This is a genomic window from Xanthomonas hortorum (genome assembly GCF_040279205.1).
Classification (GTDB): Bacteria; Pseudomonadota; Gammaproteobacteria; order Xanthomonadales; family Xanthomonadaceae; genus Xanthomonas; species Xanthomonas hortorum_F.
On record NZ_JBEOLS010000037.1, the window covers coordinates 21,838 to 43,913 of the forward strand.

Annotated in this window: 22 protein-coding genes; 15 read left to right on the forward strand and 7 right to left on the reverse strand. The window is 64.4% G+C overall.

Going from position 1 to position 22,076, the window contains the following annotated elements:
- Window positions 1–144: 144 nt before the first annotated feature.
- Window positions 145–747 (reverse strand): GTP cyclohydrolase I FolE, encoded by a 603-nt coding sequence (gene folE / locus ABS769_RS14520; RefSeq protein WP_043889569.1) that lies wholly within the window; start codon window positions 745–747, stop codon window positions 145–147.
- Between the two features lie 130 nt (window positions 748–877).
- Between folE and ABS769_RS14525 the strand changes: the two genes are divergently transcribed.
- The 5 genes from ABS769_RS14525 to ABS769_RS14545 all read left to right on the forward strand — a co-directional run bounded on the left by ABS769_RS14525 (window position 878) and on the right by ABS769_RS14545 (window position 6,353).
- On the forward strand, window positions 878–1,333 hold the full coding sequence (locus ABS769_RS14525; protein ID WP_317062158.1) for a MarR family winged helix-turn-helix transcriptional regulator: 456 nt from the start codon (window positions 878–880) through the stop codon (window positions 1,331–1,333).
- A gap of 94 nt (window positions 1,334–1,427) precedes the next feature.
- Complete coding sequence (locus tag ABS769_RS14530; RefSeq protein WP_317062159.1) at window positions 1,428–1,637, forward strand: DUF1656 domain-containing protein; 210 nt, start codon at window positions 1,428–1,430, stop codon at window positions 1,635–1,637.
- Complete coding sequence (locus tag ABS769_RS14535) at window positions 1,634–2,557, forward strand: efflux RND transporter periplasmic adaptor subunit (protein WP_317062160.1); 924 nt, start codon at window positions 1,634–1,636, stop codon at window positions 2,555–2,557. The genes ABS769_RS14530 and ABS769_RS14535 overlap by 4 nt, the downstream gene beginning before the upstream one ends.
- Entirely contained in the window at window positions 2,554–4,014 is a 1,461-nt protein-coding gene (locus ABS769_RS14540) for an efflux transporter outer membrane subunit (protein WP_317062161.1), read from the forward strand. Before ABS769_RS14535 ends, ABS769_RS14540 begins: the two co-directional genes overlap by 4 nt.
- Window positions 4,011–6,353 (forward strand): FUSC family protein, encoded by a 2,343-nt coding sequence (locus ABS769_RS14545; protein WP_317062162.1) that lies wholly within the window; start codon window positions 4,011–4,013, stop codon window positions 6,351–6,353. Before ABS769_RS14540 ends, ABS769_RS14545 begins: the two co-directional genes overlap by 4 nt.
- A gap of 107 nt (window positions 6,354–6,460) precedes the next feature.
- On the opposite strand, the gene ABS769_RS14550 is transcribed toward ABS769_RS14545, so the two are convergent.
- On the reverse strand, window positions 6,461–7,822 hold the full coding sequence (locus ABS769_RS14550; RefSeq protein ID WP_115041031.1) for an MFS transporter: 1,362 nt from the start codon (window positions 7,820–7,822) through the stop codon (window positions 6,461–6,463).
- A 252-nt stretch (window positions 7,823–8,074) separates the two neighbouring features.
- Entirely contained in the window at window positions 8,075–8,968 is an 894-nt protein-coding gene (locus ABS769_RS14555; protein WP_317062163.1) for a LysR family transcriptional regulator, read from the reverse strand.
- Between the two features lie 100 nt (window positions 8,969–9,068).
- Here ABS769_RS14555 and ABS769_RS14560 point away from each other — a divergent pair, with 100 nt between their 5' ends.
- Complete coding sequence (locus tag ABS769_RS14560; RefSeq protein WP_317062165.1) at window positions 9,069–9,908, forward strand: SDR family oxidoreductase; 840 nt, start codon at window positions 9,069–9,071, stop codon at window positions 9,906–9,908.
- A gap of 167 nt (window positions 9,909–10,075) precedes the next feature.
- Here the strand turns inward: ABS769_RS14560 and ABS769_RS14565 are convergent, their stop codons facing one another.
- On the reverse strand, window positions 10,076–11,089 hold the full coding sequence (locus tag ABS769_RS14565; RefSeq protein ID WP_350498190.1) for a hypothetical protein: 1,014 nt from the start codon (window positions 11,087–11,089) through the stop codon (window positions 10,076–10,078).
- Window positions 11,090–12,048: 959 nt separating this feature from the next.
- Between ABS769_RS14565 and ABS769_RS14570 the strand changes: the two genes are divergently transcribed.
- Window positions 12,049–13,314, forward strand: coding sequence for a phospholipase D-like domain-containing protein (locus ABS769_RS14570; protein ID WP_317062167.1), 1,266 nt, complete (start codon window positions 12,049–12,051; stop codon window positions 13,312–13,314).
- 66 nt (window positions 13,315–13,380) lie between these two features.
- Here the strand turns inward: ABS769_RS14570 and ABS769_RS14575 are convergent, their stop codons facing one another.
- Window positions 13,381–13,887 carry a hypothetical protein gene (locus ABS769_RS14575; protein WP_043907073.1) on the reverse strand — a complete coding sequence of 169 codons (507 nt, stop codon included), beginning with the start codon at window positions 13,885–13,887 and terminating at the stop codon, window positions 13,381–13,383.
- A 280-nt stretch (window positions 13,888–14,167) separates the two neighbouring features.
- Here ABS769_RS14575 and ABS769_RS14580 point away from each other — a divergent pair, with 280 nt between their 5' ends.
- The 4 genes from ABS769_RS14580 to ABS769_RS14595 all read left to right on the forward strand — a co-directional run bounded on the left by ABS769_RS14580 (window position 14,168) and on the right by ABS769_RS14595 (window position 16,281).
- Window positions 14,168–14,374, forward strand: coding sequence for a hypothetical protein (locus ABS769_RS14580; RefSeq protein ID WP_115041034.1), 207 nt, complete (start codon window positions 14,168–14,170; stop codon window positions 14,372–14,374).
- The gene (locus ABS769_RS14585; RefSeq protein WP_317062168.1) at window positions 14,361–15,473 is read left to right on the forward strand and encodes a type II toxin-antitoxin system RelE/ParE family toxin; all 1,113 of its coding nucleotides are present in this window, start codon (window positions 14,361–14,363) and stop codon (window positions 15,471–15,473) included. Before ABS769_RS14580 ends, ABS769_RS14585 begins: the two co-directional genes overlap by 14 nt.
- 140 nt (window positions 15,474–15,613) lie before the next feature.
- Window positions 15,614–15,868 carry a FitA-like ribbon-helix-helix domain-containing protein gene (locus ABS769_RS14590; protein ID WP_317062169.1) on the forward strand — a complete coding sequence of 85 codons (255 nt, stop codon included), beginning with the start codon at window positions 15,614–15,616 and terminating at the stop codon, window positions 15,866–15,868.
- Window positions 15,865–16,281: a type II toxin-antitoxin system VapC family toxin gene (locus tag ABS769_RS14595; RefSeq protein ID WP_317062170.1), complete on the forward strand. Its 417-nt coding sequence runs from the start codon at window positions 15,865–15,867 to the stop codon at window positions 16,279–16,281. The genes ABS769_RS14590 and ABS769_RS14595 overlap by 4 nt, the downstream gene beginning before the upstream one ends.
- 125 nt (window positions 16,282–16,406) lie before the next feature.
- Here the strand turns inward: ABS769_RS14595 and ABS769_RS14600 are convergent, their stop codons facing one another.
- On the reverse strand, window positions 16,407–16,967 hold the full coding sequence (locus ABS769_RS14600; RefSeq protein WP_317062171.1) for a hypothetical protein: 561 nt from the start codon (window positions 16,965–16,967) through the stop codon (window positions 16,407–16,409).
- Window positions 16,968–17,357: 390 nt separating this feature from the next.
- Here ABS769_RS14600 and ABS769_RS14605 point away from each other — a divergent pair, with 390 nt between their 5' ends.
- Both ABS769_RS14605 and ABS769_RS14610 read left to right on the forward strand, forming a co-directional pair.
- The gene (locus ABS769_RS14605) at window positions 17,358–17,795 is read left to right on the forward strand and encodes a DUF6393 family protein (protein ID WP_317062172.1); all 438 of its coding nucleotides are present in this window, start codon (window positions 17,358–17,360) and stop codon (window positions 17,793–17,795) included.
- A gap of 428 nt (window positions 17,796–18,223) precedes the next feature.
- A complete protein-coding gene (locus ABS769_RS14610; RefSeq protein ID WP_317062173.1) occupies window positions 18,224–19,846 on the forward strand; it encodes an alpha/beta hydrolase in 1,623 nt (540 codons plus the stop codon).
- 82 nt (window positions 19,847–19,928) lie between these two features.
- On the opposite strand, the gene ABS769_RS14615 is transcribed toward ABS769_RS14610, so the two are convergent.
- Window positions 19,929–20,330: an antitoxin Xre/MbcA/ParS toxin-binding domain-containing protein gene (locus tag ABS769_RS14615; RefSeq protein WP_006448382.1), complete on the reverse strand. Its 402-nt coding sequence runs from the start codon at window positions 20,328–20,330 to the stop codon at window positions 19,929–19,931.
- 302 nt (window positions 20,331–20,632) lie between these two features.
- Between ABS769_RS14615 and ABS769_RS14620 the strand changes: the two genes are divergently transcribed.
- Window positions 20,633–21,088: a hypothetical protein gene (locus tag ABS769_RS14620; RefSeq protein ID WP_317062174.1), complete on the forward strand. Its 456-nt coding sequence runs from the start codon at window positions 20,633–20,635 to the stop codon at window positions 21,086–21,088.
- Window positions 21,089–21,293: 205 nt separating this feature from the next.
- Entirely contained in the window at window positions 21,294–22,076 is a 783-nt protein-coding gene (locus ABS769_RS14625) for a hypothetical protein (RefSeq protein WP_317062180.1), read from the forward strand.

The following is a 22,076-nucleotide window of genomic DNA, read 5'->3' on the forward strand; positions in this document are numbered from 1 at the left end:
CGGTCGAGCGGTGTGTGGCCGGCGAAAGCGTGGCCGCTTGCGCAACACCTCTGCCGGGCCGATGGATGCGATGGTCATGCGGTCTCCCAGCTCCGGATGGACTGCTCGCACGTTAGCGCGCTGCGTGCGCCAGCAAGGCATGCCTCAACGCTTGCCGCCCACTTCGATGAACTGCAGGAATTCGGCGCGGGTACGGGCGTCTTCGCGGAAGCTGCCGAGCATCTTGGAGGTCACCATGCTGACGCCGCGCTTGTGGATGCCGCGGGTGGTCATGCACTCGTGCGAGCCTTCCACCACCACGCCCACGCCGCGCGGTTGCAGCACGTCCTGGATGCACTGGGCGATCTGCGCGGTCATCTTTTCCTGCACCTGGAAGCGGCGCGCGTAGCTTTCCACCACGCGGGCGAGCTTGCTGATGCCCACAACCTTGCCGCGCGGCAGGTAGCCCACGTGCACCTTGCCGATGATCGGCGCCATGTGGTGCTCGCAATGGCTTTCGTAGGAGATGTCGCGCAGCACGATCAGCTCGTCGTAGCCGGCCACCTCTTCGAAGGTGCGCTCCAGGTACGCGCGCGGTTCTTCGCGGTAGCCGCTGAACCAGTCGCCATAGGCTTCGGCGACCCGGCGCGGGGTGTCGAGCAGGCCCTCGCGGGCCGGGTCTTCGCCGGCCCAGCGCAGCAAGGTGCGCACGGCTTCTTCGGCCTGGGCCTGGGTAACGGAGGAATCGGGCTGGTCGGACTGGCTCATGCGCAGGTGCACCCAAAGGGGGCGAGCATGGTACCCGAGGACAGGCCAACCGCCCCAGTGGCGGTTGCGCCAGCTTGCACGGGTTCAGTGACTATTGATTCATTATTGAATTAATAGCATCCTATCTATTATGACGAATCCCCCTCTGTCCTCCCGTGCGCAGCTCAGTTCCGGCCTGCTGGTCGCCGCCCGCCAGTGGCAGCGGCTGGCCGACCAGGCATTTGCCGAATTCGGGCTGTCCAGCGCCTGCACCGGGCCGTTGTTGATGATCGGCCGCTCCGGCGGCGGTATCCGCCAGGTGGCGCTGGCCCAGCAACTGGGCATGGAAGGCCCTTCCCTGGTGCGGCTGCTGGACAAGCTGTGCGCGCAGGCGCTGGTGCGCCGCGAGGCCGACAGCAGCGACCGCCGCGCCAACCAGCTGTGGCTCACCGACGCAGGCCAGGCGTTGGTCGGGCGCATCGAGATCCGCCTGGATGCGCTGCGCGCGGAGGTGTTCGGCGCGCTCAGCGAGGCGCAGGTGCAGGTGGTGCTGACCTTGTGGGAGCAGATCGCGCAGGCGCATGCGCGGCTGGGCCAGCCCGACTAAGCGCCATGCGCGGCCCGTGCGGCGCGCGATGACAGTGCAGATGGCCGGCGCGCACCACGCCGCGGGGCGTCTTTTTCTCTTCAGGAAGTAAGCGATGTACGGCGAATTCAGTCTCTACGGTGTGTTCGTTCCCACCTTGCTGGCGTTGATGACGCTGGCCTACCTGCTCAACAGCGCCATCGGCGCGCTGCTGACCTGGGCCGGTGCGTACCGGCATATCTGGCACCCGGCGCTGTTCAACCTGGCGCTGTACATCGCGCTGCTGGGCGGCATGTTTTCCCTTACCCGTTGGATGCAATCGTGAAAAAGCTGATCAAGAACGCGGGGCCGGCGCTGTTGACCCTGGCAATGGTGGTGGTGGCGGCCGTGGTGCTGCAGCACCTGTGGCGTTATTACATGGAAGCACCGTGGACGCGCGATGCGCACGTGGGCGCCGATGTGGTGCAGGTGGCGCCGGATGTGTCCGGGCTGGTGGAGGAAGTGGCGGTGGCCGACAACCAGGCGGTGCGGCGCGGGCAGTTGCTGTTCGTGGTGGACCGCGCACGCTATGCGATCGCGCTGGAACAGGCGCGCGCCGCGCTGGCCGAGCGCCAGGCCACCTTGAGTCAGTTGCGCCGCGAGATCGCGCGCGACCGCAGCCTGCAGGACCTGGTGGCCGCCGAAGATGCCGAGGTGCGCCGCTCCAATGTGCAGAAGGCGCAGGCGGCGGTGGCCACCGCGCAATCGGCGGTGGACCTGGCCCAGCTCAACCTGGACCGCACGCAGGTGCGCAGCCCGGCCGACGGCCATGTCAGCGACCGCACCGTGCGCGTGGGCGATTACGTCAGCGCCGGGCGCCCGGTGGTGGCGGTGCTGGACACCGGCTCGTTCCGCGTCGATGGCTATTTCGAAGAGACCCGCCTGCAGGGCGTGCATGCCGGCCAGCGCGTGGACGTGCGCCTGATGGGCGAGCCGGTGACCTTGCACGGGCATGTGCAGAGCATCGCCGCCGGTATCGAAGACCGCTATCGCAGCGGCAGCGCCGGCGCATTGCCCAACGTCACGCCGGCGTTCGACTGGGTGCGGCTGGCGCAGCGCATCCCGGTACGCATCGTGCTGGATCGGGTGCCGGCGCATGTGCAGCTGATTGCTGGCCGCACTGCAACCGTGACCATCCTGCCGGATGCCGCGCGTGGCACTGGCGGCACAGCGCCTGCCCGCGTGCAGGCGAAGGCTGCACCATGAAGCGCGTTGTGTTTCGTCATTTCGGTTTGGCGGCGGTACTGACTGCATTAACTGCGTGCAGCACGGTGGGGCCGAACTACGCAGTGCCGGACGATTCGGCCTACCAGCGCCCGGCCGCCAATGCCGCGTTTCTCGACACCGGCAACGACCAGGTGCACCCCGGTGCACTGCTGCCGGCACGCTGGTGGGCGCTGTATCAGGACCCGATGCTGGATGGCCTGATCGAACAGGCCTTGCGCGACAACGTCGAGTTGAAGGTCGCCGGTGCCAACCTGCGCCGCGCCGCCGCGGTGTACGAACAGGCGCTGGACGCGGGCGGCTTCGATTACGAAGTGGAAGCCGGCGTCAGCCGCGCGCAGGTCTCGGCCGAGGCCTTCCTGCAGGAAGAAAAGCTGCCGGTGTTCAACCTGGCCGACGGCAAGTTCGGGGTGTCGTATCAGTTCGATCTGTTCGGCAAGCTGCAACGCGGTGCCGAGGCCGCGCAGGCCGACACGCAGGTCGCCCAGGCCGCGATCGATCTGGCGCGCGTCAACGTGGCCGCGCAGGTCGCCGGCAGTTATGTGGAGATCTGCCACGCCAATCACGAGCTGCACGTGGCCGAACATTCGCTGCAATTGCAGCAGCGCAGCCGCGACATTACCCAACGCCTGATCGATGCAGGCCGTGACACACCGCCCGATCTGGCCCGCGCCAGCGCGCAGGTGGCGATGCTGGAAGCGGCGCTGCCGCCGCTGCGCGCGCGCCGCCAGGCGGCCGGCTATCAACTGGCCGCGCTGCTCGGCAAGACGCCTGGCGAGGTGCCAGCCGGTGTGGACAGCTGCGCGCACGCGCCGGCCCTGCAGCGCCCGATTCCGATCGGCGACGGCCGCGCGCTGCTGGCGCGTCGCCCGGATGTGCGCCAGGCCGAGCGCCGGCTGGCGGCAGCCACTGCGCGCATCGGCGTGGCCACCGCCGAGCTGTATCCGGATATCCGTCTGGGCGGCTCGATCGGCGCCACCGGGCTGCTGGCCGACTTCGGCGAACCGGCCACACATGCCTGGTCGTTTGGCCCGCTGATTTCTTGGACGCTGCCGTCTAGCGGTGCGCGTGCCCGCATCCGCGCCACCGAAGCCGGCGCGGACGTGGCGCTGGCGCAGTTCGACAACACCGTGCTGCAGGCCTTGCGCGAAGTGCAGACCACGCTGTCGCGCTATGCGCAGGATCTGGACCGCCTGCATCTGCTGGAACAGGCGCAGCAACAGGCCGAACTGGCCTCGTCGCAGAACCGGCGCTTGTATCAGGGCGGGCGCACGCCGTATCTGTCCAGCCTGGATGCCGAGCGCACGCTGGCCACCGCCGACATGACGCTGGCCAATGCGCAGGCGCAGGTCTCGCAGGATCAACTGCAGCTGTTCCTGGCGCTGGGCGGCGGTTGGGAAACCACGGCGGGCCACACCGATACGACGGCCGCACGATGAAGGCGCTGCTGCGCGATCGCCAGGCCTGGCTGTTTTCGGCCAAGACCTTCGCCGCCTCGATCGCGGCGTTGTATGTGGGGCTGGCCGGCAATCTGTCGCGGCCGTACTGGGCGATGGCCACGGTCTACATCGTCTCGCAACCGCTGCTCGGCCCCACCCGCGCCAAGGGCGTGTACCGCGTGCTCGGCACCTTGCTGGCCGGCGCGGCGACCCTGGTGATGTTGCCTAACCTGGTGGAGACGCCATTGCTGCTCAGTGCGGCGATGGCGTTGTGGCTGTCGGCCTGCCTGTTCCTGGCGCTGCTCAATCGCGGCCCGCGCGGCTATGCGTTCCTGCTCGCCGGCTACACCACCGCGTTCATCGGCTTCCCTGCGGTGACCGCGCCGGAAGGCATCTTCGACACCGTGGTGGCACGCAGCGAAGAGATCATCCTGGGCACGGTGATGGCGGTGCTGTTCGCCGCGCTGGTGTTTCCCGCCTCGGTCAAGCCGATGCTCACCGCGCGCATTGGCAACTGGATGCAGGACGCGGCGGCATGGTGTCGCCAGGTGTTGCAGCGCGGCCCATCACAGGCGCCGCGCAATCGCCTGGCGGCAGATCTGGTGCAGTTCGAGGCCTTGATCGCCTTCGTGCGCCATGATGACCCGCGCCATGCCGGTGCCGCGCCCACGCTGGAACACTTGCGCGCACGCATGCTGCTGTTGCTGCCGGTGCTGTCGTCGATCGCCGACCGCCTGGATGCGGTGCAGCGCGACGGGTCTGTGTTGCCGCCCGATATCGCTGCGCTGCTGGACGACGTCGCTGCCTGGGTGGATGAGGGTGACCAAGCGCGCAACGAAGATGATGTTGACGCATTACGCGCACGTATCGCCGCGCACCACCCGGTGGTGGATCAGGACATCGAACATTTACAGCTTGCGAGCTTGCTGCTGCGGCTGGAAGAACTGCTAGACCTGTGGCAGGACTGCCGCGCGCTGGAGCGGGCGTTAGTGCAAGGCGCAGCGACGCCGGTGCTGCGCGCGATGCCGGCTGCCGCGAGACAACCTGCAACGGCGGAATCATCCAACCGGGATGACACTGCGCAAAGAGAACCAGCTGCGCGTTCGCACATGCAGTCTTCGTTGCTGCAGATTCTGGGCTGGTCGCGACGCGATGCTGCAACCGCAGTTCCTCCAGCGCGGGCTGAGGCTGCATTGCTTGGGCCTACTGCGCAGCCACGTCAGCGCTCCTCGCTATTGCAGCGACTTACCGGGTCATTGCAGCGACTTACCGGGTCACCGCGCGATACAGCCAACACCCCGGCACGTGCGAGCAACACGCGCCACATCGATTTCGGCATGGCCGCATTCTCCGCATTGAGCGCGGGCTTCGCGCTGATGGCGTACTGCGTGCTGTGGATCGGCATCGGCTGGGAAGGCGGCGGCAACGGCGCGATGATGGCGGCGGTGACTGCCGCGTTTTTCGCCGCACAGGACGACCCTGCGCCGAGCATGCTGTCGTTCCTGACCTGGGCGGTGGTAGCCAGCGTGGTCGCCGGCATCTATCTGTTCGGCATCTTCCCGGCCATCCACGATTTCCCGATGCTGGTGTTGGTGCTGGCGGCGGTGTTCCTGCCGATCGGCGCGTTGCTGCATCGCCCCAAGAGCATGTTGATCGCACTGCCGCTGGTGGTGAATCTCACCGCGCTATTGAGTTTGCAGAACACCTATAACGCCAACATCCAGAGCTTCGTCAACGCGGCGGTGGCGATGGTGTTGGGGATTGGATTTGCCGTGGTGCTGACGCGATTGTTTCGCTCGGTGGGTGCGGAATGGAGCGCGCGCCGCCTGGTACGCCAGGGCTGGCGCACGTTGGCCGAGGCTGCGGAGGGCCACGGTGCACAAGACCGGCAACAGTTCGCCTCCCGCATGCTGGACTTGCTTGGCTTGCTCGCACCACGCTTGGCACTGACGCCGGAAGGCAGCGATCTGACCTCAGTGGATATGCTCAACGAAGTGCGCGTGGGCTTGAACATCCTGCAACTGCGCAGCGCGCGGCATGGGTTGCCGCAGATGAGCGTTGATGCGGTGGACGCGATCCTGGTCGATGTTGCTGCGCATTATCGGCAGCAGATTGCGCAAAAACGCCCGTTTCCGGGGCCGGAATCTCTGCGTGATCGTCTGGATGTGTCGCTGGCGCGCGTGGGGAAAGTGCCGGCAGGCGCACATCGCGATGAAGCGCTGTTGGGTTTGATTGGTTTGCGTTACAGCTTGTTTGCTGAGACGACGCAGCACCATCAAGACTTCATGCAACAACAGGCTACTCAGGCCCCTCTCCCTGCGGGAGAGGGGTTGGGGTGAGGGTACGGGGCGAAGCCCTCGTGTCGTTCCAACTGCACGTGGCTTCGCACGTACCCTCATCCGCCCCTTTGGGGCACCTTCTCCCGTTGGGAGAAGGGCAAAACACATCAGCGCTTGCGCTGATGCATCGCCGCTTCGTCGTCCAGCCAGTTGCTGCCCTTGTTGGTCAGGAAGAACATGTACACCACCAACGACACTGCGATCACCGCCGTGGCATAGATCACGAACTCGCTCACGTGGCCGGTCTTCAACGAGGCCTGGTACAACAACGGCGCAGTGCCACCGAACGCGGAGTTCGCCAGCGCATAGCCCAAGCCGACGCCCAGCGCGCGCACGTGGGTCGGGAACAATTCCGCCTTCACCACCGCATTGATCGAGGTGTAGCCGGTCAGGATCACAAAGCCCACGGTAAGGATCGCGAACGCGGTCAACCAGTCGGTCTGCTTGGGCAGCTCCATCACCAGGAACCAGGTGTAGAGCACCCCACCAATGCCGAAGAACACCAGCAGGCTCTTGCGCCCGACGATGTCGGACAGCCAGCCACCGATCGGCTGCATCAGCATCAACACCGTCAGCGCGACCAGGTTGATGATGGTGCCGGCCATCACGTCGCCACCGGCGAACGCGGTCTGGATCATCTTCGGCCCGGTCACCGAGTAGGTGTAGAACGCGATCGTGCCGCCGGCAGTGATCAGGAAGCACAGCAGCAGCGGACGCCACTGATTGACGAACAACTCGCGCATCGAGCCCGACGCCTTGGCCTTGCCGGTGCGCGAATCGGCGATGGATTCGGAGCTCAGCGACTCGTCCATGCTCTGGCGCAGCCAGAACACCACCAACGCACCGATGCCGCCCAGGCCGAACGCCACGCGCCAGCCCCACTCGGACACCTGCGGCGCATCGAAGAAATGCAGCATCACCAGCAACGTGGTCTGCGCCAATACATGCCCGCCAACCAGCGTCACATAATGGAACGACGACAGGAACCCGCGCCGGCCTGGAATCGCTGCCTCGGACATGTAGGTCGCACTGGTGCCGTACTCGCCACCGGTGGCAAAGCCCTGCAGCAGACGCGCCAGTAGCAGGATGATCGGCGCGGCGATGCCGATCGTGGACACCGTCGGGGTGATCGCGATAACGAACGAGCACAGTGCCATCATCGACACCGAAATCGTCAACGCCAGCCGCCGGCCGTAACGGTCGGCAAACCGGCCGAAGTACCACGCGCCGATCGGGCGCATCAGGAAGGTCATCGCAAAGATCGCCCACACGAACATCGTGGCGTTCTTGTCTTCCTTGGAGAAGAACTGCGATTCGAAATAGACCGCAAACACCGAGTAGACGTAAACGTCGTACCACTCGACCAGATTGCCGGCCGAGCCCTTGAGCGTGTTGGACACCGAACGGCGAAGGCTACCGGGGGCTGCGCCAGAACCGGCGGCAATCGGGGACGTTGGGGGTGCGCTCATGCAGTCAGAACCTTGTGGGTGGGACACCCGGCAGTATAGGTGCGCGCTTGTGTGACGCATGTAAGCATTTCGGCGCATAGGCAGGCGCCACACAAGCGGCTAGTGCGTCCGGTTTGCGAGCGGGCGGCAGCCAACGCGGAGCGTGCGCTTGTGTCGTTCCACACCAACGTGCACTGATGTCGTCTTAGCGCTTCAGCCCGCTTTCGGCGTCGGCGCAGCAAGCGATTTACCGCATTGGATACCGATCGATGACTAGGGCAGCACCTGCTTGAGCGTATCGATAAACGCACGCAGGCCCGGTGGAATCTGGCGATGTCCCGGGTAATACAGCACCAGTCCCGGAATGGCCGGGCACCACTGCTCCAGCACCCGCACCAGCGTGCCGCGCGCCAGTGCAGCCATCGCCGCATGCTCGGGCACATAGGCGATGCCAAGGCCGGCCTCGGCGGCCTCGCTCATCATCAGAATCTGGTCCAGCGTCAGCCGTCCCGGCACATCGATCGCCACCTCCTGACCGCGCCGCTCGAACTCCCAGCGATACAGCCTGCCGCTGGGCATGCGATGCCGGATGCACGCGTGGCGATGCAGATCGTCCGGCGTGTCCGGGCTGCCGGCGCGCTGCAGATAGGCAGGCGCAGCGACGGCGATGAAACGCGTCTGCCCGCCGAACGGCACCGCAATCATGTCCTGCGGCACCGACTCGCTCAGGCGAATGCCGGCATCGAACCCGGCCGCCACGATATCCACCAGGCGGCCTTCGCTCACCAGGTCCACCGACAGCGCCGGATACCGCGCCAGCACCTCCGGCACCACCTGCTGCAGCAATAGCCGCACCACCACTTCGGGCGCGTTGATGCGCACCGTGCCGGTGGGCCCGCTGCGGAAGGCATCCAGTTCGCTCAACGCCTGCTCCACATCCTGCAGCGCCGGCACCAACTTTGCGTACAGGCGCTCGCCCGCTTCGGTCAGCGAGACGCTGCGCGTGGTCCGATGCAGCAGGCGCACGCCGAGGTTGCGTTCCAACGCGCTGATCAGGTGGCTGAGCGAGGACGGCGCCAGCCCCAGCTCGGTGGCCGCACGCCGGAAGCTGCGGTGCGCGGCCACACTGGTGAACGCGGCCAGGTCATTGAAGGTGGGCTTGGGCATTAGTGGTCAAAATGCATCAACGCATTCGAATTCTATGGCATAGACCCATCAATTCCCCGCGCCTAGGGTGGTGTTCCTTCCCCACGCAAAGGCAATGCCCATGTCCAGGACCTGGCTTATCACAGGCGCATCTTCCGGCTTCGGCCGCGGCTTGGTCGAAACACTGCTGGCACGCGGCGAGCGTGTCGCGGCCACGGTGCGGCGCGCGGATGCGCTGGCCGATCTGCAGACACTGCACGGCGAGGCATTGCACGTGTTTCAGCTCGATCTGCGTGACAGCACAGCAGTACGCAACGTCGTGACCCAGGCCTTCCAGACTCTGGGCAGGATCGACGTGCTGATCAGCAACGCCGGCTACGGCACGCTCGGTGCGGCCGAGGCCGCCACCGACGCGCAGGTGCGCGATCTCATCGACACCAACCTCGTCGGCTCCATCACGCTGATCCAGGCCGCGCTGCCGCACCTGCGTCGTCAAGGTGGCGGGCACGTGCTGCAGGTGTCCTCCGAAGGCGGCCAGATCGCCTATCCCGGTTTCAGCCTGTATCACGCCAGCAAATGGGGCATCGAAGGCTTCGTCGAAGCCGCCGCCCAGGAAGTGGCCGGCTTCGGGATCCACTTCACCCTGGCCGAACCCGGCCCGGCACGCACCAACTTCGGTGCCGCGCTGGTCAGGACCAACATCCCGTCCGACTACGCCGGCACGCCGGTCGACGCACTCAGCCGCGCACTGGACGACGGCAGCTGGGTCATCGTCGGCGACCCGGAGCGCATGGTCACGGCGATGATCGCCTGCACCGAACAATCGCCACCGCCATTTCGCCTGGTCATGGGCGGCAGCGCGTACCACGCCATCCGCGATGCGTTGACCACGCGACTGGCCGCACTCGACGACCAGCGCGACATCGCGTTTTCCACCGACTATCCGGAAGCAGTCGCCTGATTCAACGCCGACCCCGTCAGCGAGTTACCACCGGATCATTGGCACCGGTTCGCTAGAGCATGCCTCAGCCCTGCCCATCACAGGTTTCCACATGACGAGCGCTGACGGCAGCTGGACAGCTCAGCCTGTTGCGCAGGCAGCGGCCCACCGGGTCATTCGCACTGATGTTAGCCGCGGAGCCAATGCAAGAACCCTTTGGGCGATGGCTTATCGAGGCGCTTTGCTTGTCGCGCGACTCGTTGCTTGTTCACCTCGATCTCTACTGCCTCTTCGTATCGCGCCCGGGTGTTCTCCTGAAAACGATCCGACGTTGCCGATGTTGACCCGTTGGCGAACTCAAAATGCTCGAGATCTGGTGACGCCCGAGTTGACGCGTCCCGAAAATAATCCGGTGTTGGCGGAGCTGATATCGGCAAGCCCTCAGCCGACTCCGAACCTGACGCAGCAAGCCTTGACGCTTCTTGAAACCGGGACATGAGCGCCTTCAACGACGCAGACGGTTCCGGCGCCTTGCGAAGCTTGCGCAGATCGTGAGCCTGATAACGCTGCAACAAGTGACGCTCCATCTCTTCCATGAATTCTATTTTCTTCAGAAAGTCTTTTCTTTCTGGGCTGACATCGACGTTGTGCTTTTCAGGATCTTGACTGACCGTTTCGCTAGCGCCTGAATTTTCATTATGCTCCATGCCCTGGATCTTTTCATAAAGTACGATGCCTTCCATGTCGTTGTTATCAGAAAATAAATTGAAGATATCCTGTTTGTGGGATTCATCGATTTTCTGCCAGAAAAGATTTTTTGGGTTGGCGTCATGCGCCCAGGGTATCGAAAGCTCATTGTCTGGCTTGACGATGTCGTCTTGTTCTGCCTCGCTCAATCCTTCGTTGATTTCTTCCTCGATGGCCACACGTCCTTCTGACGCAGCCGGATTTTTTCTCGGCTCTTCGAGCTCTTCGATTTCGCTGTGCGTGCTGGTGCCACCGACATTTAGGAGATGCGCTTGAACGGATGAAGCGGGCTTGTTCATGGCATCGCTAAAAACACCAAGTGGTGACTCAGCTTCGTGCATCTCTTTTGTTTCTTTGAAAAGTTGTGCCAGCGTTTTGCCTCTTCTGGGCACGTGCGCGGCTCTGACCGGGGCTTGGCCAAGCGTTGCCTGCGTAGCTGGCGCTTCGGCAGGCATTTCACTCGTCGGTCGGGATGCACTGACGCCAGCGGTGGGACTGGCGTCAGGCGCTAGCCTGCCACCAGGCGTGAGGCTGTTTTTGCGTGATGTGCTTGCCCCAGAAGTGAAACACAATGTTTGAAGTAAATTTTTCTCGGACTTGACGCTGGGTTTCTGCGATGTCTTCCGACTGGGCGGCCTGCGCGCAAGCGGACTGCCAGGGTCAGGAGCTCGATTGCCCGGCGGCTGGTGCGCGTCCACTCTTGTATCGCTCGGACCTTGGGCAGCAGATTGCGGCTGCTGTTTATGAAATTTTGGTATGGACAGCAATCTCAAGGGAGGACCTCATCCGATATAAGCGGCCCGCACTGTAGGTGCCTGTGCATTGACCAACGTTGCGGGCAGTCATCGGGGCAGATGTCGTGACTGAATCTATTGCTCAGGTCTGCGCGCGAACGTCATGGCTCCTGCAAATTGTTCTGACAAATCTATCGTTGCTCCAACGTCCCATGAACCGCACCTCCAGTTCACGATAGAAGACGAAATGCTAGGGCTTTGGGCGAACAATCCAGCGCCACATGCCAATGAGTTAACACTAACTTTACGATTGGTTTGGAGCGGCTATCAAAAGGACTGCGCTTACCGCCAGGCGGGCGCGGCCGGTGTTTGGAATCGGCATGTGCCATTCGTACACTGCGGTTTTTCCGCGCTGTCCAGACCCACTGCATGGGGTCGCGTCAAACGCATTGAGATGATGACCGCACAATGCGCCTGCCCCAGCGCAGAACGACGCTGAGGGCAAAGGCGATATCCGATGGACAAGTCATGGCAATAAACCGCTTGGCATGCAGGATGCCCACGTCGCGGCGGGTTACTCATACCTCTTCATAATTCCCCTTCACAACCTGCATGACGCCAGCCTTGCCAGAATGCTGGCCGCTTGAGGCCGCGACGGCAGGGGAACGGGAGTTGGATGCATGACATGGATCATCGTGGCCGCAGTCGTCACCACCTTGCTGGTGGGGCTGCTGTTGCTCAACTTCGCCACGCCTGAGAAAAAGCTCGAGCACATTCCGAGCCATTGCTACGACGTGTCCGACCCGCAGTTCAAGCGCGAGATGTCGGTATTGCTGGGCCCGGCGATTCTGCCCGGCAACAAGATCCAGGTGCTGCACAACGGCCACCAGATCTTCCCGGCGATGCTGGCCGCCATCCGCAGCGCGCAGCGCACCATCACCTTCGAAACCTATATCTACTGGTCGGGCGAGATCGGCCGCGAGTTCAGCCAGGCGCTGTCCGAGCGTGCGCGTGCCGGGGTCAAGGTGCGCGTCACCATCGACTGGGGCGGCAGCCTGAAGATGGATGCATCGCTGGTGCAGGACATGACCGACGCCGGGGTGGAGGTGCATCGCTACCGCCCGCTGACCTGGTACAACCTGCACCGCGTCAATAACCGCACCCATCGCAAGCTGCTGGTGATCGATGGCCGCATCGGCTTCACCGGTGGTGTGGGCGTGGCCGACCAGTGGATGGGCGATGCGCAGGACCCGGAGCACTGGCGCGATTCGCATTACCGCATCGAAGGCCCGGTGGTGGCGCAGGTGCAGGCCGCCTTCAATGACAACTGGATCAAGACCACCGGCCGCGTGCTCAACGGCGCCGAGTACTACCCCGAGTTGGCGCCGGCCGGCGACAGCGACGCGCAGCTGTTCGTGGCCTCGCCAGCGGGCGGCAGCGAGAGCATGCATCTGATGTATCTGATCGCCATCGCTGCGGCGCGTACGTCGATCGATCTGGCCGCAGCGTATTTCGTGCCGGATGCGCTGATCACCCGCTCGCTGCTGGAAGCGCGTGCGCGCGGCGTGCGTATCCGCGTGCTGCTGCCGGGCAAACATATCGATGCCGTGTCCGTGCGGCTGGCCTCCAAGGCCAGTTGGGAGCCGCTGCTGCAGGCCGGCATCGATATCCACGAATTCCTGCCCACCATGCTGCACACCAAGCTGCTGATCATCGACGGCCTGCTGGTCTCGGTGGGCTCGACCAACTTCGACATCCGCTCGTTCCGCCTCAACGACGAGGCCAGCTTGAATGTCTACGACCGTGCGCTGGCCGCGCAGATGACCGAGGTGTTCGAGCGCGACCTGCAACGGGCCGAGCTGTACACGCTGGAACGCTGGCGCAAGCGGCCGCTGCGGCAAAAGCTTGGCGAGAAGCTGGTCATCCCGTTCCGCTCGCAGGTGTAGGCAACTGCCGCCTCCCGCCTGGTACTGAGCGCACCCGCGCTCAGCGCCGCACACTCGCGCAGGCGGTCATGCCTGCAAGCGCAACTGGCGCAGCCGCCACCACAGCCCGCCAACGTGGACCAGCGAATACAGCACCAGCGCCGCGGCAATCCCCAGCGTCAACGGGCTGGCCTGCGAGCCGGCCGCCGCCGCGCCCGCGCTGAAGGCGCCATCGGCCCAGCGCCAGGCCAGCCGCCCGAGCAGCACCAGCGTGAGCCCGCCGCCGATCCACGGATTGGGCGTGTACCAGCCACGGCCCTCTACCCATTCGGCATGCGTGTAGCGCAGCGACAGCGCGCCCAGCCCGATGCCCACCAGCGTTCCCACGGCGATCCCTGGCCGCACCTGCGGCAAGCCATAGACCGCGTACGCCAGCGCCGCCACCGCAATGACCAGCACCACGGTACGCACCGCCGTGCTCACCGGCTTCCATTGCTGGCGGCCGAAGCTGCGCCGGATGCGCCGGTAGTAGAGAAAGGCGATGGCCGCCATCGAGAGATACGGGGTCAGCGGTGCGATGGCAGCAGCGGGCATGGCGATTCCTTTCCAGGTGAGATGCAGGTGAGGTGACCGTCGCAGAATGAAACCAGCTGCCAACGCGAACAAGGTGCCAAGTGTCACTTTCTGCGCGCACAGGCGGGTTGCCCGGGCGGCCGCCGCCGCGCGCGGCAATGGCGACAGACAACCGACCTTCGCGCAGGACCGGCCTGCCTGCCACCGCCAGTGAACGCCCCAGCCGCGCGCCAGCTATTGCCACACGCGAACCAGAGCCGCACGGGTAGACTTGCCGGCAGAGCTCCCCCACCGCAGTGCCATGTCCGCCATCAAGCAAGAAGCCCACACGCTGATCGACACGCTGCCCGAGACGGCAGGATGGGACGACGTGGTCCGCGTCGTGGACACCGCCAGCTTCGAGGCTGCGGTGCTGGACGGCATTGCCGCAGCGGATCAGGGCGCGGTTGCCGCCCCGGCCCAGGTCACGGCACTGTTCGCCAAATGGGGCGTTGATGTTGCGGCGTGACTGGACCGTCCCGGCCGCCAAGCAACTTGCATACGCCCAGGATCACTACCACGCGCTCAACCCGACCGCCGCCGCCGCGATGGCGCGGCAGGTGCTGGAAGCCACCCGCACCCTAGCCGAGCAACCGGGCCGTGGCCGCGCCGGCCGGGTCGCCGGCACCCGCGAATGGGTAGTCAAGCAAACGCCTTACGTGCTGGTCTACCGCGTGCGCGACGACGCGCTGCAGCTGCTGCACGTTCAAGTCGACGCCAAAGACTGGCTGCCACGCACCGAGCCGAAAGGCGAACGCCTGGACCCGTGGATCGCCTCGCTGGTCAGCGCCCTGCTGCACGTGCTGATGCTGTTGATCCTGCTGTCGGCCTCCACCCCCACCATGACCCCGCCGCAGGGCTCGGCCAGCGGTGGCCGCACCAAGGTGGATTTCGTCGGCGACACCTCCACGCCCGAGCAACCCACACCCTCGCCGACCCCGACTCCGCCGTCGCAAACGCCCGCACCCGTGCAACCGCCGCCGGCCGCCTCGCCGGTGCAGTCCACCCTGGTCAAGACCGCCAAGAACCCGATCCCGCCGGCAGGCAACACCCGCCGCGGCGGCCTGGTCGAGCAGCGCCAGACACAACCGGTGCAGCGCCCCACCCCGCCGCAACCGCCGGCAGAACCCTCATCGCCGCCGCAGCGCCGCCCCCAGACCTGGACCGGCCGCCCACCCGGCATGCTCGAAGAAGAGGCCGATGCCGCCGAAGACGGCATGTCCAACACGCCCACCATCAGCGAAGGCCGCCGCCGCGACCGCAACAACGCCCAACCCAGCATGGATGTGGGCGGCTACCAGGTCTATTACGAAGTGCGCAGCGAGACCCAGCTGCGCAACTGGCGCGACCAGGGCATGAAGGAAGTGGCCATCATCCTGCCCGGCACCCAGTACCGCATGGTCTGCCCGCTGGAAGTCGCGCTCAAGCGCGGCTCCAGCAAATGCCGCCTGCTACCGCCGGACTCGCCGGAACTCAAAGACATCGGCGATGCCCGCGAGGTCATCAACATGATGGAGGTCTACAAGCAAGGCGAACCGGTATGGCGCGGGCCTGGGCCGTATCGGTGAGTGGTGGGGCTAGGTCGGGCCCAGATTCCACTTACCTGCTAATGCGGGAATGACTGCATTCGATACCGGGCGTGGTGACGTTGCCTGAGTGCTTGCACTTCTCTAAAGTGCAAGCAACCTGATGCCACCGGGAGGGCCATATGCCTTCTTTCACCGTCCGCAATATCCCAGACGACGTGCATCGCGCGATCCGCGCGCGGGCTGCACGCCACGGTCGCAGCACCGAAGCGGAGATCCGCGCAATCCTTGAGTCGGCGGCCAAACCCGCAGACCGGGTCAAACTCGGCTCCCTGCTGGTGGACATCGGCCGCGACGCCGGCCTGACAGCAAAACAGGCCGACGCCTTCGACAAGATGCGCGACAAGGCCGCGATCAAGCCGATCGGTTTGAAGTGATCCTGGTCGATACCAATGTCATCTCCGAGCTTTGGCGGCCTCAGCCCAACCCGCAGGTCGTCGCCTGGATCGATGCGCAGGCTGTCGAGACACTGTTCCTGTCGGTCGTGACGGTGGCTGAATTGCGTTTCGGCATTGCCGTGATGCCCGAGGGCCGTAAGCGATCCACGTTGCATGCTCGGTTGGAAGGCGAGGTATTGCCACTGTTCGACGGGCGCCTGCTCGCATTCGATCTGGATGCATCACACGCATTTGCGGCGCTTGCATCGAAAGCCAGAACCGCAGGACTCACACTCGGGCGCGCCGATGCCTACATCGCTGCAACGGCAGCCGCGCAAGGCTTGGCCGTTGCCACTCGCGACACGGCACCATTCGCGGCGATGGCATTGGAGGTTATTAACCCGTGGAATTGATCTGTCGCGTGCCGTGATACCCCGCCATTTCGGCGCCAATCTCTAAAGCGCTGTTTTGCAAGCAGCAGCCGAACGAGCCGACGATGTCCTCGGCTCGTTCGTCGACTACCCGGCGGTCGCAGACATCAGCCCCCTTGGTCTTGTCCCAGCTTCGTGCTCAGTGCTCCTTTGAACGGCGCCGGATTGCTGGTCACCAGACAGTTGTAGTTTTTGTCGCTGTTGAGAACGAGCATAGACGACGTCGGTTTCTTGAAATCCAGCCCGACAGAGAACAGCAGGTAGGCATTGGGCAACGCGCTCGGTCGAAACGCGCCGAAGCCATACTCGCCAGACAGGCCTAACGGCGCTAGCGGCACCGTCAGCACCAGCGGCTGGGTGGCCACGGGAGAGGCCAGCGACGACGAGGCGCTCATGATCTTGGATTGCACGTCAATCGAATACTTGGTCGTAACTGTCACTCCCAGGTACTTGGAACTCGGCGCCGAGACCTGCTCGCGACACGCCGCAATGTCTTCGGGGTTCTTATCCTGCTGGCCAGTCTGCAGCGTGGCAAAGACATGGGTCAGTGTGACCTTGTCCGTCCCGGTGACCGGCGCTGCAACGGCAGCGTCCATGCACAACGCGGCCAAGACGAGCGAGAGGCCACATGCCGCAAGCGCACCGCGATAGCTGGATTTACGTTTCATTTCGATCATTCCTTGGTGGGTGATGCAAGGTTTCGGCAGCGGCTGTTCGCGCGGCGGCGGCTTGCGCCTTGAATGGATAGTCGCAACGGCACCTGTGCATAACGCCAAGCGGCAGATGATCGATTGCGTTCGATGACGACATGCGTCTGTGTAGAAGCACCACACCTACGCCACCCAGCTGGCCACGCCGCTGGTGTGTTCATCGTTGAAGACCAACGCCTCGCAAACCCGGCAAATCGTCTCAGCGACTTCGTTGCGTGATGCAGTTTGGCTTTCGGAAGTGAACACGGCGCTCCGTTGCTCGCAACAGACATCCCTCAAGATAGAACGGTTACCTGGAATAGCTTGCAGACATCTGATCCATATGATCAGCTGCATCAGGAGATCGCCATGCCACGCATCACGCCAAGCCGTTGGGCTGCAACCTTCGCACTCATCGGAATCGCAGTGCTCTCGCTTTTGTCCTGTACCAATGCAGAGACGGCACTCACCGCTTCGACACAGGAAGACATCCTGAAATCAGAAGCAGTGCCCATGCTCGACGAGATTTATGCCTCCCAAAAGCCCTTCCGATTCCAACAGATCGATGTGAGCAGCATCGTCAGCAACTACATACCGCTGGGTACAGCAAAAGCAACGGTGCTGGAGATGGTCGGCAAGTCTCCAACGTCAAAGATCGTTGAAGACACCGCAGGCAAGCTGGTCATCAGGGACAACAACGGGCAGGCAATGCTGGACCCCGATGCCCGTTCCATCGTGATGACTTTTTCTTTGAATTCCAGCGGCAAAGTGGCGCACGTCTACGCTGTCTACATCAAAAACCAGTAAGCCAACGACGCACGTCATTCACGAGAAAATCGACGCACCGATAGCGGCAGTCTTCAACGCATCACACCACCGCTTTCAATGCATCCGTCACGGGACCAAACACACTCTGCCGCAGCAAGCGCGCCTCACGGAGAACAAGCGAAATCGAAAGCCGACATTAGATTGGCTGCCTGTCGAGCACTTATCGGGTTGAAACTAACGCTGACTTTAGTTTTTAGTTACTTGGGGCTGGCGTAACTTCACGCTACCGCTCGCGATGCCGGCCGGAGTCGGTGTCGCGTCCGGTTGATGATGTGAGCCCTGGAGCAGGCAGATCGGATACGGTGACCAGACCTCGCGTTGGTGGCGCACGGCCGGCCGGGAACTGGCTACAGTCTGCACAGGGCCGTGTGCGCCCACTCCATCCACCTGCGTTCCCAAGGATTTGCATGTCTCTGCATCGTCTTGTTCCCCGCCTGGGTCTGGCCGTTGGCCTGTTGTGCGCCTGCTGCGCGCACGCCGCCGCACCGGCAGCCCATCGTCTGCTGCGCGTCACGCTGGACGGGGCGAGCGATCAGCCCGTGTCCGGGCGCCTGCTGGTCTTCGCCACCCTGGCCAAGGACGCCCAGGCTGCGGCCAAAGACGGAAAGGACGGCAAAGCCGGCAAGGTGGAGGAGGTGGACGTCAGCCCGTTCCGCCCGACGGCGGTGGCCGTGGCGGCGCAGGAGGTCACCGCGCTCGCGCCCGGTGCCAGCGTCGAGATCGACCTGGACAATATCGCCTTCCCCAGCGCGTTTTCTGCGCTGCCGGCCGGCGCGTATCTGTTCCAGGCCGTGCTGGATCCAGACCACAGTTACAGCTATGGCGGCCGCGATGGCGGTGATCTGTTGAGCGCCGTCACCGCGGTGACCCCGGGCAAGGGCAAGCCGTTGCCTACGCTGAGGCTCAGCAAGCAGGTGCCGGTGTCGGACGACCCCTGGCAGGTGTCGCCGCGTGCACCGCAGGCAATCCGCGACGCTGTCCCGGAGGCCAAGCTGCATAGCGCGGATGCCTCGATGGTGAGCCCGTCGCTGAGCGCCTTCTGGGGCCGGCCGGTGTCGCTGCGCGCCCGCGTGCTCACCCCGCCCGGCTACGACGCCAAGGCCGCCACCCGCTATCCCACCGTGTATGTCACCCACGGATTCGGCGGCAACTACAACCGCTTTGCCGGCAGCATCGCCGCCACCTGGAGCGCGATGGCGGCCAAGCAGATGCCGCCGATGATCTGGGTGTTCCTGGACCAGTCCACGCCCACCGGCACCCACGAGTTCGCCGATTCGGTCAACAACGGCCCCTGGGGCACCGCGCTGACCGAAGAGCTGATCTCCGCGCTCGAACGGCAGTACAAGATGGACGGCAACGCCAAGGGCCGGTTCTTGAACGGGCATTCGTCCGGTGGCTGGGCCACGCTGTGGCTGCAGACGCGCTACCCCAAGCTGTTCGGCGGTACCTGGTCCACCTCGCCCGATTCGAGCGACTTCCGCGACTTCACCGGGCCGGATCTGTACGCGCCCAATGCCAATATGTACCGGCGCCCGGACGGCAGCCAGTTCCCGTTGATCCGCGACCAGGGCAAGGTGGTGGCCGACCTGGAAACCTTCGCCAAGCTCGAGCGCGTCATCGGCCCCTACGGCGGCCAGATGACCTCGTTCGACTGGGTGTTCTCCCCGCGCGGGCCCGACGGCCGCCCGGTGCCGATGTTCGACCGCAACACCGGCAAGGTAGACCCGGCCGTGGTGGCCTACTGGCGCACCCACTACGACATTTCTGCGCGCGTGGCCGCGCAATGGCCCACGCTCAAGCCTGATCTGGACGGCAAGATCCACCTGATCGTCGGCACCGCAGACACGTTCTACCTGGATGGGGCCGCGCATAAATTCCAGGCGGTGCTGGACGGCCTGGGCGCAAAGAGCGACTTCCGCTACCTGGAAGGCCGCACCCACTTCGATCTGTACAAGGAGGGCGAGGACAGCAGCGCCCTGATGAAGAAGATCGCCTGGGAGATGTACGCCGTGGCGCGGCCGAAGCGGTAAGCGCGCCCACGCATGGCCGGCGCCGTCGATCGGCGGGCCGGCCGTGCACACGCCAAGGCGCGGCGGCCGGCAGTGCCGATACTCAGGCCGAGCGCTTGGGCAACTCCCACTCCAGCTGCTGCCTGAGCACCAGCAGCAGCACCTGCAGGCGGCCGCCGCGCACCAGGGCGGCGGGCGTCTGCCCGTCCAGCGCGTTCATGGGCTTGCGGAACCAGCCGATCAGCGCCTCGTTGTTGCCGCCGTTCAAGGCCCAGGCGTGGCAGACGATCTCGCCCAGGGCCTCGATGCCGGCGCTGCCCAGTAGCTTGAGGTGCTCCGGCGTGAAGGCGAACAGCGACAGCACCAGCTCGGCGTCGGCGGCCTTGCCGTGATCCACCTCCATCTGCTGGCTGTGCGCGGTGCTGTAGATCGACGCCTGCGCACGGAAATCTTCGGCACGCCGCATGCCGGTGAGCAGTGATGCAATGAGGTCGGCACGTTCCATAAAGCAGTCCAACGATGTGATAGCGCGCACGCTATCTGCCCCGCCCTCGCCGCTCAATCAGGAGTCTCCTGACAGGCGCTGTGAGCGTCAGCGGCCGTTACATTCCGCACCGGCTGGATGTGCGCCGTTGCTGACCTGGCGGCGGCTTCGGCAGCCGGTTGCTGGTGGGACGCGCCTGCCGATGAGCAGCGCCACTGTTCGCAGTGTTTAACGCCCGGATTGCTAGCATCCGGGCGCGTCACTGGCAGCAGCCCGCCCGCAGGGCTGCAGTATTGGAGTGTCACCTCATGAGGAGTTGTCAGATGCCCTGGAAATCCGCTCTCACCGTGCTTGCCCTGTCCACCGCCGCCCTGCCGGCCTTGGCCCAACCCGACCGCCAAGTGGTCGAAGACATGCTCACCCGCTCTGCCAATGTCTGCCCTGGCCACAGCACCGACCGCACCGCGCCCACCGTCAAGGCCGTGCCCGTGGGCGCGCTGCGGGTGATGCTGGAGCGCGGCCTGGTCATGTGCCCCGACCGCCGCCTGGATGCCGCCGCGCCTGCCGTGTTCTACGGCCGCCTGGGCGTGTTCGCCTGGAACCCGGAAGTGCCTGCCAGCTCGGCGGTGATCGTCAAGCAGATCGGCAACATGACCCGCAACGAGGACTACCCCGTCGAGACGCTGGTGTGGGACGCCAAGGGCACCGCGCTCAAGCAGCAGACCGTGCCGATGTTCGAGCCCCGGCCGGGCGCGGCGGTGTTGTACAAGGTGCGTTGAGGCTGACGCGCGATAGCAGTGCCGATTCGCCCGGCTGCACGCAATGTAGTTGCGTCGCTTGCAGTCCGGGCTCTGCCTATACTCAACTCCAGCATGCTGCGCAGGAGGATGCATGAGACACCCACTGGCCTTGGCCGGGCTTGCATGCATGGCACTGGGCTTCTCCGTTCCGGGCTGCAGCGCAACGCAAACAGGCGCCAACACCATGACCAACGAACAAGGATGCGTCCGGCACCGTGGCGGCCCGCAAGACCCCGGCACCAGCCCGCCACCGGTCATGGAGGCGTGCCTGGGTCCGTACAAGTTGCAGATCCCCGCCAACTATTTCGACGACCAGATGGGGCCGAATTTCGATGGCAGCTTCGGGCTGTATCTGGAATACCCGGAGTTGAACGCGTTCGCTCCCGGCGAGCGTGCCCACCTGAAGTTGGACGTGGCCACCCGCACTGTCAATATCGGCTATCGCTATCTTGACCGTGTGGACCCCGATGCATTTCTTCGGCGGCAGTACACACCGGACGGCACAACGCAGGACACTCCCGAAGCGGACATCAACACGCGCATCAAGGGAGAAGAAAAAGACGGGCTCACGTCTTACTACGCCAACGTCGCTGCGTACCGCGAGCACTATCTGGCGCAAGGACTGAAACCGTCCAATTCCATCATGGAGGCAAGCTACTACAAGGATTGGTATGTCAGCCGCGACGCAAAAGGAAACATCGACACCATCATCAAGTGCACCTCCCGCGAGGTCGAACACTCCGGCGTGGAGTCCCGTGAGGGCAAGCTTGTCCGCAGCAAGGAGCGGGAACTTCCTAGCTGCGAGCACGTCTTCGTCATTCCGGAAATGAAGGTCGCAGTGGAGATCAACTATGTGCGCGTTGCATTGAAGGACTGGAAGAAGATCCAGGACCGCGCGCGGAGTGTATTGAAAGACTTCATGCCGGCGCACGCTGGCGCGTTAGCCATCGACGTGAAGGTGCTCTAA